The sequence below is a fragment of the Streptomyces shenzhenensis genome (genome assembly GCF_003688995.1).
In the GTDB taxonomy this organism is placed as follows: Bacteria; Actinomycetota; Actinomycetes; order Streptomycetales; family Streptomycetaceae; genus Streptomyces; species Streptomyces shenzhenensis_A.
Window position 1 is genome coordinate 115,293 of the sequence record NZ_PENI01000020.1, and the last position, 16,194, is coordinate 131,486.

The window sequence follows — 16,194 nt, forward strand, 5'->3', positions numbered from 1 at the left end:
GTTCCGTTTGGGGATCAAAGGTCGTCCCCCTTAGCGTCGTCCGGGCTGTTCGCCAGGCAGTGCGCCGCGCCCGCGGCACCGGACAGCCATCGCCGAGTCCCCGTACGGCGCGAGCCAGGGGAGCCGGGGACCCAGCCTCCTGCCGCCGTTGTCGCGGACCGGAGGTGTCCCCCCTGGGGTGAATCGGGCGTCCGCACCGCACGCGGGCCCGTAGGAGACCTTCCTGCTCCGAACCCGTCAGCTAACCCGGTAGGCGAGAAGGAAGGAAAGGACCAGCCACTCCATGGCGTTCACCCGTGCCGCCGGGAAGCACCGTCGTCCCGGCCGGATACACCGCACCACCGCCCGCGCGGCGGGCGTCGCGACCCTCGCCGGCACCGGCGTCATGGGCACCCTCGCGGCCGTCCCGGCGCAGGCGGCCGGGACCACCGCGGAGCAGACCGGCCTCACCCCCGTCGTCAGCATCGGCGACTCGGTGGCCGAGCGGATCGACGCCCAGGCGGTCGCGCAGCAGCAGGCCGCCGACGAGAAGGCGGCCGAGGAGGCAGCGCGGAACGCGGCGGCGCGTGCGGCGGCGAAGGAGCGCGCGGCCGAGGTCAGGGCGGCCCGGGAGGCCGAGCGCAGGCGGCTGAACGCCTTCGTCGCGCCGATCGCGCACTCCTACGTCTCCACCGGCTACCGGACCGGCGGCTCCCTGTGGTCCTCCGGCACCCACACCGGCGTCGACTTCCACGCCGCCGCCGGCACCGCCGTCCACGCGGTGGGCTCCGGGACCGTCGTGTCGGCCGGCTGGGGCGGCGCGTACGGCTACGAGGTCGTGATCAGGATGGCCGACGGCATGTACACCCAGTACGGCCATCTGTCGTCCATCGGGGTCTCGGCCGGCGAGCGGGTCACTCCGGGCGGGCAGATCGGGCTCTCCGGCTCGACGGGCAACACGACCGGGCCGCACCTCCACTTCGAGGCGCGGACGACCCCGGACTACGGCTCCGACATCGACCCCGTCGCCTATCTCCGCAAGCACGGCGTGAACATCTGACGACCGGCGGCGAGGGCTGCCGCGGCCCCGGCTCGCGAGCCGGGGTTTTCGTCGTTTCCAACGCCCCGCTGTCCAAAAAATATCCATGGATTCCGGCCCGCCATCGGAAATTCCGGCTCATTGCCTTAGAGTCACGGAACACACGTCAATCGTCGACGTTTCACGGGGATTAAGGCGGAGGTCGGTCATGCGTATTCCGGCGCACTCGGTGTGCACGGCGATCCGGGACGACATCGTCGCCGGTGTCTACGAGCGTGGCAGCCGGCTCACCGAGGAACTCCTCGCGCGTCGTTACGGCGTCTCGCGCGTCCCCGTCCGCGAGGCCCTGCGCACCCTGGAGGCTGAGGGGTTCGTGGTGACGCGTCGGCACGCGGGCGCGTGTGTGGCCGAACCCACCGAGCACGAGGCCGCCGACCTCCTGGAGATGCGCCTGCTCTTGGAGCCGCTGGGCGCCTCCCGGGCCGCCCAGCGGCGCACCGAGGCCCACCTCAAAGTGCTGCGTGGACTGGTCAGACTGGGTCAGGAGCGGGCCAGGAGGGGCAACAGCGAGGATCTGCGCTCGCTCGGCGGCTGGTTCCACGAGACGCTCGCCCAGGCCTCCGGCAGCCATGCCCTGACCTCGACGCTCACCCAGCTCCGGCACAGGATCGCCTGGATGTACGCGGTGGAGTCGCCCGCCAGCCCCGTCGAGTCCTGGGCGGAGCACGGCGCCGTCGTGGACGCGGTGGCGCGCGGCGACGCGGAGCGCGCGCGGGCGGTCATGGCCCTGCACACCGAGCGCGCGACGGGCGCGCACCGGCTGCGGTTCGCCGCCGGCGGGGGCCGCACGGAACGCGTGAGGAATTCGCAACACGCCGTAAACATGCCGAGCCTGCGGAATTAACACGGGCGCCGTATACAAAGAGGGATATTCGAGGAGTGGCTCGTGCCGCTGCCCTTTTCTCTGGCGTGTCCTACATTCATGGCCGGCTGTCTTCCGTATGTCAGTGCTGAATTCATTCGGCCGGCCGTGAAAACACGGAAGCCGCGTCACCCTTTCGGGACGACGCGGCTTCCGGATGCGGTTCAGACGGTCTCGGGCAGCTCCTCGAGCCCCTCGGCGACCAGCTTCGCCAGCCGGTCCAGGGCGGCGTCCGCGCCCTCGGCGTCGGAGGCGAGGACGATCTCCTCGCCGCCCTGGGCGCCCAGGCCGAGGACGGCCAGCATGGAGGCCGCGTTGACGGGGGCGCCCCCGGCCTTGGCGATCGTCACCGGGACGCCTGCGGCCGTGGCGGCTCGGACGAAGATGGAGGCGGGACGGGCGTGGAGGCCCTCGGCCCAGCCGACGTTGACGCGGCGCTCAGCCATGTGTTGCTGCCCTTCGGTGTTCAGGGTTGTCTAGACCAGTTTCCCATACGGTGAAGCGAGTCCGGAGCGGGACTGTCGCCCGCTCCGGCGTGTCGTCGGACCGCGGCCTCGGCCCGACTCCGTCCCCCACAGACTGCCCTGCGACGCTGTCGTTGGCGAGCCGTACTCTGGGGCCCATGCAGACCCCGGCGGACCGGCACGACCGGCACGAGTACCCCGCCCACTGGGAGGCGGACGTGGTACTGCGCGACGGCGGCACCGCGCGCATCCGGCCCATCACCGTCGATGACGCCGGCCGCCTGGTCAGCTTCTACGAGCAGGTCTCGGACGAGTCGAAGTACTACCGCTTCTTCGCGCCCTACCCCCGCCTGTCCGCCAAGGACGTCCACCGCTTCACGCACCACGACTTCGTGGACCGGGTGGGACTCGCGGCCACCGTCGGCGGCGAGTTCATCGCCACCGTACGCTACGACCGCATCGGCACCGCCGGCGCGCCCGCCACCGCCCCCGCGGACGAGGCCGAGGTCGCCTTTCTGGTGCAGGACGCGCACCAGGGACGCGGGGTCGCCTCCGCGCTCCTGGAGCACATCGCCGCCGTCGCCCGCGAGCGCGGCATCCGCCGCTTCGCCGCCGAGGTGCTGCCCGCCAACACCAAGATGATCAAGGTGTTCATGGACGCCGGCTACACCCAGAAGCGCAGCTTCGAGGACGGTGTCGTACGCCTGGAGTTCGACCTGGAGCCCACCGCGCGCTCGCTCGCCGTGCAGCGCGCGCGGGAGCAGCGCGCCGAGGCGCGGTCGGTGCGCAGGCTGCTGGCGCCCCGCTCCGTCGCGGTCCTCGGCGTGGGCCGCACGCCCGGCGGCGTCGGCCGCGGTGTCCTCGGCAACATCCGGGACGCCGGGTTCACCGGGAGCCTGTACGCGGTCAACACGGCCTTCCCCGAGGAGCTGACGGAGGTCGAGGGCGTACCCGCGTACCGCTCGGTCCGTGACATCGAGGGCCCCGTCGATCTCGCGGTCGTCGCCGTCCCCACTGAGCAGGTCACCGAGGCGGTCACCGACTGCGGCGAGCACGGCGTGCAGGGCCTCGTGGTGATCACCGCCGGATACGCGGAGAGCGGGCCCGAGGGACACGAGCGGCAGCGTGCCCTCGTCCGGCACGCGCGCACGTACGGCATGCGGCTCGTCGGGCCGAACGCCTTCGGGGTCATCAACACCTCTCCCGAGGTGCGGCTCAACGCCTCGCTCGCGCCCGAGCCGCCGCGCCCCGGGCGGATCGGCCTGTTCGCCCAGTCCGGGGCGATCGGCATCGCCCTGCTGTCCCGGCTGCACCGGCGCGGGGGAGGGGTCACCGGCGTCACGGGCGTGTCCACCTTCGTGTCGTCCGGCAACCGGGCGGACGTCTCAGGCAACGACCTCATCCAGTACTGGTACGACGACCCCGACACCGACGTCGTCCTCATGTACCTGGAGAGCATCGGCAACCCGCGCAAGTTCACGCGGCTGGCGCGCCGGACAGCCGCGGCCAAGCCGCTGGTCGTGGTGCAGGGGGCCGGATCCGCGCCCCAGGGCCACGCGGTCCGGGCCACCCGGCTGCCGCACGCGACCGTGTCCGCGCTGCTGCGGCAGGCGGGAGTCGTCCGGGTCGACACGATCACCGAACTGGTCGACACCGGACTGCTCCTCGCGCGGCAGCCGCTGCCCGCCGGCCCCCGGGTGACGATCCTCGGGAACTCCGAGTCGCTGGGGCTGCTCACCTACGACCGGTGCCTGGCCGAGGGGCTGCGCCCGGCGCGCCCGCTTGACCTGACGACCGGGGCCACGGCGGAGGACTTCCACGGGGCGCTGTCCCGGGCGCTGGCGGACGACACCTGCGACGCCGTGGTCGTCACGGCCATCCCCGCGATCGGGGAGGGCTCCCCCGGGGACGCGGAGCTGGCGCGGGCCCTGCGGTCCGCCGCCGCGGCGGCGCCCGCGAAGCCCGTGCTCGTCGTGCACGTGGAACTCGGCGGGCTCGCGGAGGCACTGTCGGCCGCGGCCGGCACGGCACCCCGGGCCGGGGCGCCCGCACCCGCCGACGACGCCCGGAACCCCCCGGCCCAGGAGCCGCCCGCCGCGCCGCGGGACCAGCAGAGCGGCGCACCCGAAGCGCCGCGCGAGGGCTCCCGCCTCATTCCCGCCTACCCCGCTGCCGAACGCGCCGTGCGGGCCCTGGCGGAAGCCGTCAGGTACGCGCAGTGGCGGCGCGAGGCGGCCCGGCCCGGGAGAGTGCCCGAGTACGAGGACATCGACGAGAAGGGCGCCGCCGAGCTGATCGACGGCCTGCTCACCCGCGGACAGGGCCTCACGATCGGCTCGGAGGAGACCTGCGCACTGCTCGGGCGGTACGGCATCCATGTGCGCCGCGCGCCGGCCGCCCCCACCCCCGACGACGCCGCCGAGGCCGCCCGCTCCCTCGGCTACCCGGTCGCCCTCAAGGCGACCGCGCCGCACCTGCGGCACCGCGCCGACCTGGGCGGGGTACGCCTCGACCTGGCCGACGAGGAGCAACTGCGCCGCGCCTACACCGAGTTGACGGAGCTGTTCGGAAAGCCCGCCGAACTGCGCCCGGTGGTGCAGGCGATGGCACCCCGGGGCGTCGACACCGTCGTACGGGCCGTGATCGATCCGGCGGCCGGGGCCGTGCTCTCCTTCGGACTGGCCGGGGCCGCGTCGCAGTTGCTCGGCGACATGGCGCACCGGCTGATCCCGGTGACCGACCGGGAGGCGACCTCGCTGGTGCGCGCCATCAGGACCGCACCGCTGCTGTTCGGCTGGCGCGGCTCCGCGCCGGTCGACACGCCCGCGCTGGAGGAACTGCTGCTGCGCGTCTCCCGGCTGGTCGACGACCATCCCGAGGTGGTGGCGGTCACCCTGGAGCCGGTGGTCGTTGCCCCGCACGGGCTGAGCGTGCTCGGCGCCACGGTGCGGCTCGCGCCCCCGCCGGCCCGCGACGACCTCGGGCCCCGGACGCTCCCCGTGTACTGACCAGGACCCGCCCGCCCGACCGGTCGACGCGTGCCCGGACCCGCCCGCCCGACCCGGTCCTGCCGACCGGGCCGGAGCCTGCGGGCCCACGGACTAGGATGGACGCCATGGCCAAGACCAGTACGACGACCCAGGGGCTGCGTGCGGCGATCGAGCGCAGCGGCTACTACCCGGCCCTCGTGGCCGAGGCGGTGGAGGCCGCCGTGGGCGGCGAGCCCATGCGGTCGTACCTGGTCCACCAGGAGACGACGTTCGACCAGAACGAGGTCCGCCGGCACGTGACCGTGCTGGTCCTCACCGACACCCGCTTCATCGTCAGCCACACCGACGAGCAGACCGCCGACAGCACCTCCCCGACGCCGTACGCCACCACCTCGACGGAGTCCGTGAAGCTCGGCCGGATCTCGTCCGTGGTGATCAGCCGCGTGGTCGCCAACCCGGAGCAGTACACGCCGGGCACGCCGCCCCGTGAGGTCGTGCTGACGATCGGCTGGGGCGCCGTCTCCCGTATCGACCTGGAGCCCGCCGCCTGCGGCGACCCGAACTGCGAGGCCGACCACGGCTATACCGGCAGTTCCACGGCGGACGACCTCAGCCTGCGCGTCAGCGAGGCCGGGGACGGCCCGGAGACGGTGCGCGAGGCGCTCGCCTTCGCGCAGGCCATCTCCGAGGCGACCGCGGACCCCGCGCGCTGATGGTGCAGACCGCAGACTGGGATCCGCACCCGGAACCGCTCGCCCTCGACACCGCGCCGCTGCCCGAGTACGGCAGCGGCTCGCTCGCCGACCTGCTGCCCACCCTGGCCGCCGGGATGGACGTCCCCGGCATGACCGCGGCGATCCCGGAGCTGACCGCCGCCGACCGCACCTGTGTCTTCCTGATCGACGGGCTCGGCTGGGAGCAGCTCGCCGCCCACCCCGCCGAGGCGCCCTTCCTGACCTCGCTGCTCGGCAGCTCGCGGGGCGGCACCGGCCGCCCGATCACCAGCGGCTACCCGGCGACCACCGCGACCTCTCTCGCCTCCGTCGGCACCGGCCTGCCACCGGGCGCCCACGGCCTGCCCGGCTACACCGTGCGCGACCCGGCCACCGGCGAGCTGATGAACCAGCTGCGCTGGCAGCCGTGGACCGCGCCGGCCGTCTGGCAGCCGTACCCCACCGTCTTCCAGCTGGCCCACGAGGCGGGCGTGCACGCCGCCCAGGTCTCCTCCCCGGCCTTCGAGAACACCCCGCTCACCAAGGTCGCGCTCAGCGGCGGCACGTTCCACGGGCGGCTCACCGGCGAGGAGCGCATGGACCTCGCGGCCGAGCAACTGGCCGCCGCCGACCGGGCCCTGGTGTACACGTACTACGCCGAGCTGGACGGCGCGGGACACCGCTACGGCGTCGCCTCCGACACCTGGCGCGGCCAGCTCATGTACGTCGACCGGCTCGCCCAGCGCCTCGCCGAGCAACTGCCGCCGCGCAGCGCGCTCTACGTCACCGCCGACCACGGCATGGTCGACGTGCCCTTCGACGAGGAGCACCGCATCGACTTCGACGAGGACTGGGAGCTGCGGGCCGGCGTCGCCCTGCTCGGCGGCGAGGGGCGCGCGCGGCATGTCTACGCGCTGCCGGGCGCCGAGGCCGACGTCCTGACGTGCTGGCGCGAGGTGCTCGGGGAGCGGTTCTGGGTGGCCTCGCGGGACGAGGCGATCGCCGCGGGCTGGTTCGGACCGCCCGGCGCGTGCGACGAACGGGTGTACGCGCGCCTGGGCGACGTGGTCGCGGCTGCCCACGACGACGTCCTGATCATCGCCTCCGAGCGGGAGCCGAAGGAGTCGGCGATGGTCGGCAACCACGGTTCGATGACCCCTGCCGAGCAGTTGGTTCCCCTGCTCGAAGTACGCTCCTGACGCTCCGACCGCCCCCTTTCTCCTCCCTCGCCGAAAGGTCCTCGACTCCCCATGCCCGAGCTGGTGTTCTTCTCCGGAACGATGGATTGCGGGAAGTCGACGCTGGCGCTGCAGATCGCGCACAACCGCTCGGCCCGCGGTCTGCACAGTGTGATCTTCACGCGGGAGGACCGGGCGGGAGCCGGCAAGCTGTCGTCGCGCCTGGGGCTGGTCACCGACGCGGTGGAGGCCGCGCCCGAGCTGGATCTCTACGCGTTCGTCGTGGAGCAGATGTCGCGGGGCGGCAAGGTCGACTACATCATCGTCGACGAGGCCCAGTTCCTGTTGACGGATCAGATAGACCAGTTGGCCCGGATCGTGGACGACCTGGCGCTCGACGTGTTCGCGTTCGGTATCACCACGGACTTCCGGACCAAGTTGTTCCCCGGTTCGCAGCGGCTGATCGAGCTGGCGGACCGGATCGAGACGCTCCAGGTCGAAGCGATGTGCTGGTGCGGGGCACGGGCCACCCACAACGCCCGCACGGTGGGCGGGGTGATGGTCGTCGAGGGCGAGCAGGTCGTGGTGGGCGACGTGGGCGGGCCCGAGGAGGTCGTCGGCTACGAGGTGCTCTGCCGCCGGCACCATCGCAGGCGGATGACGAGCGCGACGGCGCGGGCGGCGGTGCTGTCACCCGACGTCCTGCCGGTCACCTCGGGCTGACCCGCGCGCCGTCACCCGGACTCCCCGGGCGGTGTACTCGGGCGCGGCCACCGCGCGCTTGCCGGGACCCGGCCGGCCCCGGCGGGTCAGCGTGGGCTCTGGATCACCGAGAACCTGGCCCCTTCGGGGTCCGCCACGGTGGCCACCCGCCCGTGCGCGCTGTCGTGGGCCGGCTTCAGCACCTGGCCGCCCAGCCCGACGACCTGGTGCAGCGTCGCGTCCGTGTCGGCCACCGCGAAGTACGTCCGCCAGTGCGGGCCGCGCTCCCGCGGCAGCCCGTTCCCCATGCCGTGCACACCGGCCACCGGACGGCCGTCGATGTGCAGGGTGACGTGGTCGAGGCCGGCGGACACCACCGGCTCCTGCGTGTAACCGAACACCGTCGCGTAGAACTTGACGACGCTCGCGGTGTCGAAGGTGACCAGTTCGTTCCAGACCAGGGTGCCGGGCACCCCGGTGACGGCCGCACCGCCGTGGGCGCCGCCCTGCCAGATCCCGAACACGGCCCCCGACGGGTCGGAGGCGATCGCCATCCGCCCGGCGTCGGCCGCGTCCAGCGGGCCGACCGCCACCGTGCCGCCGCACAGCCGTACCGTTTCGGCAGTACGGTTCACGTCGTTCGAGGCGAGGTAGGGGGTCCAGGCGACGGACAGGGGCCGGTCCGCCGGCAGCCGGCCGATGCCGGCCACCTCACGCCCGTCGAGCAGGGCCCGCACATAGGGGCCGAGCTGCTGCGGCCCGGGCCGGAACTCCCAGCCGAACAGCGCCCCGTAGAACTCCTCGGTCGCGGTCAGCGAGTGCACCATGAGACTCACCCAGCAGGGCGTGCCGGGCGTGCGCCGGGTGTTCGTGCCGCCGTTCGGGCCGGCCGATCCCCGTGACTCGGTCATCGTCACTCTCTCCCCGGCCCCTCGCGGTGGCCGTGTCGCTTCCGCGCCGCGGAACCGGTGTGCCGCGGCGGCGTGCACGCTCCCTGCCGTTGCCCGCGCCCTCCGTGGGTCACCCGCCGCGGCCGCGGCGCCGCCCGGCGGTACACCGCCGCGAGAATGCCTGGTCTGCCGTTTCCCACCCGTTTCCAGGCGATTGACGCCGGGTGTCCGCGAGCCGCACGGTATGTGCTCACGCCCGTACGCCATGTGATCGAGCCTGTCCGGCGGAGCAGACTAGTCGGACCTGGACGATGCGGCCACCCCTGGCGTATGGATGGGGGTCATGGAAGCCATCATCACCGCATCCCGACTCGCGCACGACCTGACCGCGGACGGCCCGCCCGTGCTGCTCGACGTCCGCTGGCAGCTCAGTGTGCCCGCGGCGGGCGGCGCGCCGGCGTTCGACGGCCGGGCCGAGTACGCGGCCGGGCACATCCCCGGCGCGGTCTTCGTCGACCTCGACAAAGAGCTGGCCTCGGCCCCGGGGGAGCACGGCCGGCACCCCCTGCCCGATCTGGCCGAGTTCGGCGCCGCGATGCGCCGGGCGGGCGTGTCGGCGGGTCGGCCGGTCGTCGTGTACGACGGCGGCCAGGGCTGGGCGGCGGCCCGCGCCTGGTGGCTGCTGCGCTGGACGGGTCACCCGAACGTGAGCGTCCTGGACGGTGGACTTGCCGCCTGGGAGGGCCCGCTGTCGACCGGCACCGCCGAGCCGGCCGAGGGCGACTTCCGTCCGGTGCCGCGAAGGACGGGGCTGCTCGACGCGGCCGGGGCCGCCGCGCTGGCCCGTTCCGGGGTGCTGCTCGACGCCCGCGCGGGGGAGCGGTACCGGGGCGACGTGGAGCCGATCGATCCCGTCGGCGGGCACATCCCGGGTGCCGTGTCGGCGCCGACGAACGAGAATGTCGGGCCGGACGGGCGGTTCCTGTCCGCGGACGCGCTCAAGGCGCGGTTCGCCGCCCTCGGCGCCTCGGACGGGACGCGGGTCGGCGTGTACTGCGGCTCCGGCGTCTCGGCGGCCCATCAGGTGCTGGCCCTCGCGGTCGCGGGCGTCCCGGCGGAGCTGTATGTGGGCTCGTGGTCCGAGTGGTCGGCGGATCCGTCCCGGCCGGTCGCCGTGGGTCCCGAGCCGCAGTGACGGCCCGAGGGGGCCCGCGGTGACAGCCCGAGGGGGGGGCTCGGAAGTCCGAGCCCCCCTCATGGGTCGTACGGGCCTGTTACTCCTGCTTCTTGCGGCGCGTGCCGAAGACGATCTCGTCCCAGCTGGGGACGGCCGCCCGGCGGCCCGGGCGGACGCCGTCGGCCTCGGCCTGGCGGTCGGTGGCCCCGATGAGACGGTCGCGATGGCTGCCGACCGAGCGCGGCATGAGGACGTCCGCGTAGGCGGAACCGGCCGAGGCCGCCGGGGCGGGTGGCTCCTCCGCGGCGGGTTCGGCGACGGGCTCCTCCGCGGGCTCAGCCGTCGGGCGTTCCGGCACCACCATGTCGCCCCGGAAGCTCGGTACCGCCTCCAGCAGGCTGGTCAGCGAGTCACGCTCGCCCGCGCTCTCCTCGGCGGGCTCGGGCGCCGGGCCCGGCAGGCTCGGCCGCTCCCGGTCGTGGGAGCGGTCCAGCGCGCGGTCGCGCGGCAGGCGGGCGATGCGCGGCACGAACGGAAAGCTCGGCTCCGGTACGGCGAGGTCGTCGGACTCGCCGATCAGCGAGCGCGCCTCCTCGTCGACGGCCTGGACGAGCCGCCGGGGAGGGTCGTACGTCCAGCTCGCCGAGTGCGGTTCGCTCGCCACCCGGTAGACCAGCAGGACCTCCCAGGTGCCGTCGTCGCGGCGCCACGAGTCCCACTGCACGGTGTCCTTCTCGGCGCCGCGCAGCAGCAGTCGCTCCTGGACGGCCTCGCCGAGCAGCGGGCCGGAGTTCTCGCCGGGGCGGCGGACCGGGGTCTTGCGGGCCCGCTCCGCCATGAAGGCGCGCTCCGCGAGCACGGGACCCTCGAACCGGCGTACGCGGTCGACGGGGATGCCGGCGAGCTGCGCGACCTCCTCCGCGGTCGCGCCAGCGCGTATCCGCGCCTGGATGTCACGGGGGCGGAGATGGCTCTCCACCTCGATCTCGATCTGGCCGAGGCGGGGGCGGTCGCCGCGGACGGCGGCGCGCAGCCGTTCGTCGATCGGAAGGGTGTATTCCGTAGAGTCGGCAGCCTTGAGCACCAGCCGTGTGCCGTCATTGGAGACGGCCACGACACGCAGTTCGGGCATGGGGACCTCCCGGGTGGTGCCTGCCGACGTCACCTGCGTCGCTGCTTCCGCTAGTCGAGTGTGGCCTGCCCGGGTGCAGCCTGCCACAACCTTGCCGAGTTGCCCGGCGTGTCGGGCGTGGGCCCTCGATCGCCGTTATGGCACGGTTACCTATTCGCAACGCTAAGTGACCAACTCCGTCACCCTGTGCAACTAGCCCCCTCCCGGCGGTCCAACAAGGCCCCGGACACCCTGGAGGGAGACCGGACCCAGGGCTCGCAACAGTACTCCATTTGGGCCACGTGCGTGGATTGGCGCGCCGCCCAACTTCCGGCGAGGGCGGGGGGTCGGTCGCCCGCGACCCGGGTTTTACGGCCCCGGCCGTGGGGAACTTCACGCAATCCACAGAAACGGAACTATTGGTTTCGCCTGCACGTCACCCTCTCGTGCAATCTGTCGGTCGCGTATGCGAAAGGTAGGAAAGGTCCGGTGGCGCATGAAAGGCCCGATACCGGTGGTGCGTCGAGGGGGCGGAAGGAGCGCGGGGAGCCGCGGCGCAGGCGCATCGAACTGAGCGTCCCCCAGGTCGCGGGCGGTGCTGTCGCCGCCGTCGTGGCCGCCAAACTCGCGTCCTATTTCGGCGTGTACGGCACGATCCTCGGCGCCGGTGTCGTCAGCGTCGTCGCCACCTGCGGCGGCAGCCTCTTCCAGCTTTTCTTCTCGCGTACCGGCGAACAGATCCGCGGCGCGGCGGTCGCCGCCAGGCCCAAGGAGCAAGCCCCGCCGGCGCCCGGCGAGTTCACCGAGGGCACGGTCTGCCGCGCGCGGATCCGCTCCTGGCGGCGCCCGGTCCTCGCCGCCGCCCTCGTGTTCGGGGTCACCATGGCCGGCATCACGACGTACGAGCTGGTGTCCGGCGACAGCTTCAGCGGCGGCACCGGCACCACGGTCAGCGACGCGGTCCGCGGCTCGACCTCCTCGAAGTCCGGTGAGGACTCCCCGGCCTCGACCCCGGCATCCCCGGCGACGCCCTCGGACACCCCGTCAGCGATCACCGGCGGTACGCCGGAGAGCGACGGCGCCCCGACGCCCACACCGAGCGGCTCCCCGCACCAGCAGCAGGACGGCCCGACGGACCCGGCATCCACAGCCGCCCCCACGCCGAGCGGTTCCGCTACGGCCCCAGCACCCTCCGCAAGTGGTCGTTCTGGAACCGTCGGTCCGGATCCAGCCGGTTCCGTAGTGCCGTGAATTCGCCGAAGCGCGGGTAGGCCTCGGCGAAGTAGGCGGCGTCCCGGGTGTGCACCTTGCCCCAGTGCGGGCGGCCCTCGTGCGCCGTGAAGATCCGCTCGGCCGCGGTGAAGTACGCCTGGTACGGCGTGCCCCGGAACATGTGGATGGCGATGTAGGCGCTGTCCCGGCCCGACGCGGTGGACAGGGTGATGTCGTCGGCCGGGGCCGTGCGCACCTCGACCGGGAAACTGATCCGCAGGCCCGCGCGGTCGATCATCGACTTCAGTTCGCGCAGCGTGTCCACCAGGGCCGCCCGCGGAACGGCGTACTCCATCTCCACGAACCGCACCCGGCGCGGGGATGTGAAGACCTTGTAGGGGATGTCCGTGTAGGTGCGCGCGGACAGCGCCCTGCTGGAGATCCGCGCGATGGCCGGGACGGTCACGGGCGCCGCCCGGCCGACCCACTGGGCCACCTGGAACAGCCCGTTGGACAGGAACTCGTCCTCGAACCAGCCCGCCACCTGCCCCACCGGCCGCTCCGGACCCGCGCTGCGGTTGTTGCGCTTGGTGTTGGTGTTGCCGGTGTGCGGGAACCAGTAGAACTCGAAGTGCTCGTTCTCGGCCCAGAGTTGGTCGAAGTCGGCGAGGACCCGGTCGAGCGGCATCGGCTCCTCGCGGGCCGTCAGCAGGAACTCCGGCTCCACGGCGAAGGTGATCGCGGTGACGACACCGAGGGCGCCCAGACCGATCCGGGCGGCCGCGAAGACCTCCGGGTTCTCCCGCTCGGAACAGGAGAGCACCGATCCGTCCGCCGTGACCAGCTCAAGTCCCTTGATCTGAGCGGCAATGGAGGCGGAGTCCCGGCCGGTGCCGTGGGTGCCGGTGCTGGTGGCCCCGGAGACGGTCTGCTCCATGATGTCGCCCATGTTGGTGAGCGACAGCCCCTCGCGCGCGAGGGCCATGTTGAGCCTCTTGAGCGGGGTGCCCGCCTCGACGGTGACCGTCATGGCGTCCCGGTCGATCCTGCGGATGCCGGTCAACAGGTGAGGGCGGACCAGCACACCGTCGGCGGCGGCGACGGCGGTGAAGGAGTGCCCGGTGCCGACCGCCTTGACCGTCAGGCCGTCCTCGGCGGCCCGGCGCACGGCCGACGCCAGTTCCTCCACCGAGGCCGGCGTCACCTCCCGCGCGGGGCGGGCGACGACATTGCCGCCCCAGTTACGCCACGTGCCGTTCTTTCCGCTCGCTGTGCTGCTCAACGACGCCTCCCCGACCCGTGACCGGCCTGCTGAGCCGGCGGTACCCGAGGAAACCGACCACGACCGCGACGGCCCCGGACACGGCCGGAACCCCGTACCCGGCGCGCGCACCGGCCGTGTCGATCACCCAGCCGGCCACGGAGGAGCCGAGCGCGACCCCGACCGCGAGGCCGGTGCTCACCCAGGTCATGCCCTCGGTGAGCTTCGCGCGAGGTACGTGCTCTTCGATGAGGGACATCGTCGTGATCATCGTCGGTGCGATGGACAGACCCGCAACGAACAGCGCCACGGCCAGAAGCGACAGGTTTCCGACCAGTAGGAGGGGGATCATACTCACGGCCATCGCACATATGCCCAGCAGCCACCGGCGTTCCGCCGCCCCGGAGAAGCGCAGCAGCCCGAACACCGCCCCGGCCAGGCAGGAGCCCGCCGCGTACAGCGCCAGGACCACGCTCGCGGCGGCCTTGTGGCCGCGCTCGTCGGCGAACGCGACCGTGACCACGTCGACCGCCCCGAAGATCGCCCCCGTGGCGACGAAGGTGGCCACCAGCACCTGGAGGCCGGGCGCGCGCAGCGCGCTGCCGCCGCCGTGGTGCTCGCGCGGGTGGGGCTCGGGCTCGGTGGCGCGCTGGGCGGTCAGCCAGAAGACGCCCACGGCCAGGAAGCAGGCGGCCAGCAGCGGCCCGGCCTCCGGGAACCAGGCCGTGGACAGGCCGATGGAGATGATCGGCCCGAAGATGAAGCAGACCTCGTCGATCACCGACTCGAACGAGTAGGCGGTGTGGAGCTGCGGAGTGCCCCGGTACAGGGCCGCCCAGCGGGCCCGGATCATCGCGCCCAGGCTGGGCACGGAGCCGATCCCGGCGGCGCACACGAACAGCGTCCAGTCCGGCCACGAGAAGTACGCGGCGCACAGCAGCCCGGCGGACGCCACGAGCGCCACCAGGGTCGCGGGGCGCAGCACCCTGCGCTGCCCGTACTGGTCGACCAGCCGGGAGATCTGCGGACCGACCGCCGCGGCCGACAGCGCGAGGGTGGCCGACAGGGCGCCGGCGAGCCCGTACCGCCCGGTGAGCTGGGAGATCATCGTGACCACGCCGATGCCCATCATCGACAGCGGCATCCGGCCGAGGAAGCCGGCGGCGGAGAAGGCCTTGGTGCCGGGCGCGGCGAACAGGGCGCGGTAGGGGCTGGGCACGAGGTCTCCGGAGTGCGGTGCGGCGGGTGGCCCGGCCGACGGCGAGTACGGGACACGCGGCGGCTCGGTAAGGCGTGAAGACGGCTCATACAGCTTACGAGTGAGGTCACCCTAATGCACCTGGAAAGTCGCGGGAAATCCACCCGCGACCGCACTCGTCACCCCGCCGTTTCCCGGCCGTCAGTGCCGGGTGGCAGGATCGAGGCATGCCAGACGCGCTCGATGCCACCCCCTACGACGCCCTGCTCCTGCTCTCCTTCGGCGGCCCCGAAGGCCCGGACGACGTGGTCCCGTTCCTGGAGAACGTGACACGGGGGCGCGGCATCCCCAAGGAACGCCTCAAGGAAGTCGGCCGGCACTATTTCCTGTTCGGCGGGGTCAGCCCCATCAACGACCAGAACCGGGACCTGCTCGCCGCCCTCCACAAGGACTTCGCCGAGCACGGCCTCGACCTGCCGGTCCACTGGGGCAACCGCAACTGGGCGCCGTATCTGACGGACACCCTGCGCGAGCTGGTCGCCGACGGCCGCCGCCGCGTCCTGGTGCTCGCCACCAGCGCCTACGCCTCCTACTCGGGCTGCCGGCAGTACCGCGAGAACCTGGCCGACGCGCTGGCCACCCTTCAGGCAGAGGGCCTCGACCTGCCGCGGATCGACAAGCTGCGGCACTACTTCAACCACCCCGGCTTCGTCGAGCCCATGATCGACGGCGTCCTTGAGTCCCTCGCCGACCTCCCCGAGGACGTCCGCGACGGCGCCCACATCGCCTTCACCACCCACTCCATCCCGACCTCCGCCGCCGACACCTCGGGCCCCGTGCCGGCCCACGGTGAGGGCGGCGCGTACGTCGAGCAGCACCTGGACGTGGCCCAGCTGATCGCCGACGCCGTCCGCGAGCGCACCGGCGTCGACCACCCGTGGCGGCTCGTCTACCAGTCCCGCTCCGGCGCCCCGCACATCCCGTGGCTGGAGCCCGACATCTGCGACCACCTGGAGGAGCAGCACGCCGCCGGGGTCCCGGCCGTCGTCATGGCCCCCATCGGCTTCGTCTCCGACCACATGGAGGTCCGCTACGACCTCGACACGGAGGCGACGGCCAAGGCGGCGGAACTGGGCCTGCCGGTGCGCCGCTCGGCCACGGTCGGCGCCGACCCGCGGTTCGCCGCCGCGATCCGCGAACTGATCCTGGAGCGCGCCGCCGCGGAGAGCGGGCGGGCGGTCACGCCGTGCGCCCTCGGCGCGCTCGGCGCGAGCCACGACGTCTGCCCGGTCGGCTGCTGCCCGGCCCGTGCCCCCAAGCCGGCCGCCGCGGGCGCCGACAGCCCCTACGCGTGAGGA

General features: G+C 73.1%; 14 protein-coding genes and 1 riboswitch. Of the genes, 9 read left to right on the forward strand and 5 right to left on the reverse strand.

What is annotated here, in order from left to right:
* The first annotated feature begins 80 nt into the window (after nt 1-80).
* Nucleotides 81-270: riboswitch (cyclic di-AMP (ydaO/yuaA leader) on the forward strand.
* Between the two features lie 13 nt (nt 271-283).
* A complete protein-coding gene (locus CTZ28_RS27785; protein ID WP_121892449.1) occupies nt 284-1,039 on the forward strand; it encodes a M23 family metallopeptidase in 756 nt (251 codons plus the stop codon).
* A 187-nt stretch (nt 1,040-1,226) separates the two neighbouring features.
* Complete coding sequence (locus CTZ28_RS27790; RefSeq protein ID WP_121892450.1) at nt 1,227-1,922, forward strand: GntR family transcriptional regulator; 696 nt, start codon at nt 1,227-1,229, stop codon at nt 1,920-1,922.
* Nucleotides 1,923-2,104: 182 nt separating this feature from the next.
* On the opposite strand, the gene CTZ28_RS27795 is transcribed toward CTZ28_RS27790, so the two are convergent.
* The gene (locus CTZ28_RS27795) at nt 2,105-2,386 is read right to left on the reverse strand and encodes an HPr family phosphocarrier protein (protein ID WP_121892451.1); all 282 of its coding nucleotides are present in this window, start codon (nt 2,384-2,386) and stop codon (nt 2,105-2,107) included.
* Between the two features lie 176 nt (nt 2,387-2,562).
* Here CTZ28_RS27795 and CTZ28_RS27805 point away from each other — a divergent pair, with 176 nt between their 5' ends.
* From CTZ28_RS27805 to CTZ28_RS27820, 4 genes are all read left to right on the forward strand, one after another.
* Nucleotides 2,563-5,412: a bifunctional acetate--CoA ligase family protein/GNAT family N-acetyltransferase gene (locus CTZ28_RS27805; RefSeq protein WP_121892452.1), complete on the forward strand. Its 2,850-nt coding sequence runs from the start codon at nt 2,563-2,565 to the stop codon at nt 5,410-5,412.
* A gap of 98 nt (nt 5,413-5,510) precedes the next feature.
* On the forward strand, nt 5,511-6,107 hold the full coding sequence (locus CTZ28_RS27810) for a DUF5998 family protein (protein ID WP_121892453.1): 597 nt from the start codon (nt 5,511-5,513) through the stop codon (nt 6,105-6,107).
* On the forward strand, nt 6,107-7,306 hold the full coding sequence (locus CTZ28_RS27815; protein ID WP_121892454.1) for an alkaline phosphatase family protein: 1,200 nt from the start codon (nt 6,107-6,109) through the stop codon (nt 7,304-7,306). Before CTZ28_RS27810 ends, CTZ28_RS27815 begins: the two co-directional genes overlap by 1 nt.
* A 51-nt stretch (nt 7,307-7,357) precedes the next feature.
* Nucleotides 7,358-8,008, forward strand: coding sequence for a thymidine kinase (locus CTZ28_RS27820; protein ID WP_121892455.1), 651 nt, complete (start codon nt 7,358-7,360; stop codon nt 8,006-8,008).
* Nucleotides 8,009-8,094: 86 nt separating this feature from the next.
* Here the strand turns inward: CTZ28_RS27820 and CTZ28_RS27825 are convergent, their stop codons facing one another.
* Nucleotides 8,095-8,898, reverse strand: a complete 804-nt coding sequence (locus CTZ28_RS27825; RefSeq protein ID WP_121892456.1) for a VOC family protein — start codon at nt 8,896-8,898, stop codon at nt 8,095-8,097.
* 322 nt (nt 8,899-9,220) lie between these two features.
* On the opposite strand from CTZ28_RS27825, the gene CTZ28_RS27830 reads away from it, so the two are divergent.
* On the forward strand, nt 9,221-10,072 hold the full coding sequence (locus CTZ28_RS27830; protein ID WP_121892457.1) for a sulfurtransferase: 852 nt from the start codon (nt 9,221-9,223) through the stop codon (nt 10,070-10,072).
* 79 nt (nt 10,073-10,151) lie between these two features.
* Here CTZ28_RS27830 and sepH read toward each other — a convergent pair whose 3' ends face one another.
* Complete coding sequence (sepH, locus tag CTZ28_RS27835) at nt 10,152-11,186, reverse strand: septation protein SepH (protein ID WP_121892458.1); 1,035 nt, start codon at nt 11,184-11,186, stop codon at nt 10,152-10,154.
* 468 nt (nt 11,187-11,654) lie between these two features.
* Here sepH and CTZ28_RS27840 point away from each other — a divergent pair, with 468 nt between their 5' ends.
* Nucleotides 11,655-12,416, forward strand: a complete 762-nt coding sequence (locus CTZ28_RS27840) for a hypothetical protein (protein ID WP_398656854.1) — start codon at nt 11,655-11,657, stop codon at nt 12,414-12,416.
* Here CTZ28_RS27840 and CTZ28_RS27845 read toward each other — a convergent pair.
* The gene (locus tag CTZ28_RS27845; RefSeq protein WP_121892459.1) at nt 12,340-13,659 is read right to left on the reverse strand and encodes a D-arabinono-1,4-lactone oxidase; all 1,320 of its coding nucleotides are present in this window, start codon (nt 13,657-13,659) and stop codon (nt 12,340-12,342) included. The two genes, CTZ28_RS27840 and CTZ28_RS27845, sit on opposite strands and share 77 nt — an antisense overlap.
* Nucleotides 13,619-14,857 carry an MFS transporter gene (locus CTZ28_RS27850; RefSeq protein WP_121892460.1) on the reverse strand — a complete coding sequence of 413 codons (1,239 nt, stop codon included), beginning with the start codon at nt 14,855-14,857 and terminating at the stop codon, nt 13,619-13,621. The genes CTZ28_RS27845 and CTZ28_RS27850 overlap by 41 nt, the downstream gene beginning before the upstream one ends.
* Before the next feature lie 206 nt (nt 14,858-15,063).
* On the opposite strand from CTZ28_RS27850, the gene CTZ28_RS27855 reads away from it, so the two are divergent.
* Nucleotides 15,064-16,191, forward strand: a complete 1,128-nt coding sequence (locus tag CTZ28_RS27855) for a ferrochelatase (protein WP_121892461.1) — start codon at nt 15,064-15,066, stop codon at nt 16,189-16,191.
* The last annotated feature ends 3 nt before the right edge of the window (nt 16,192-16,194 follow it).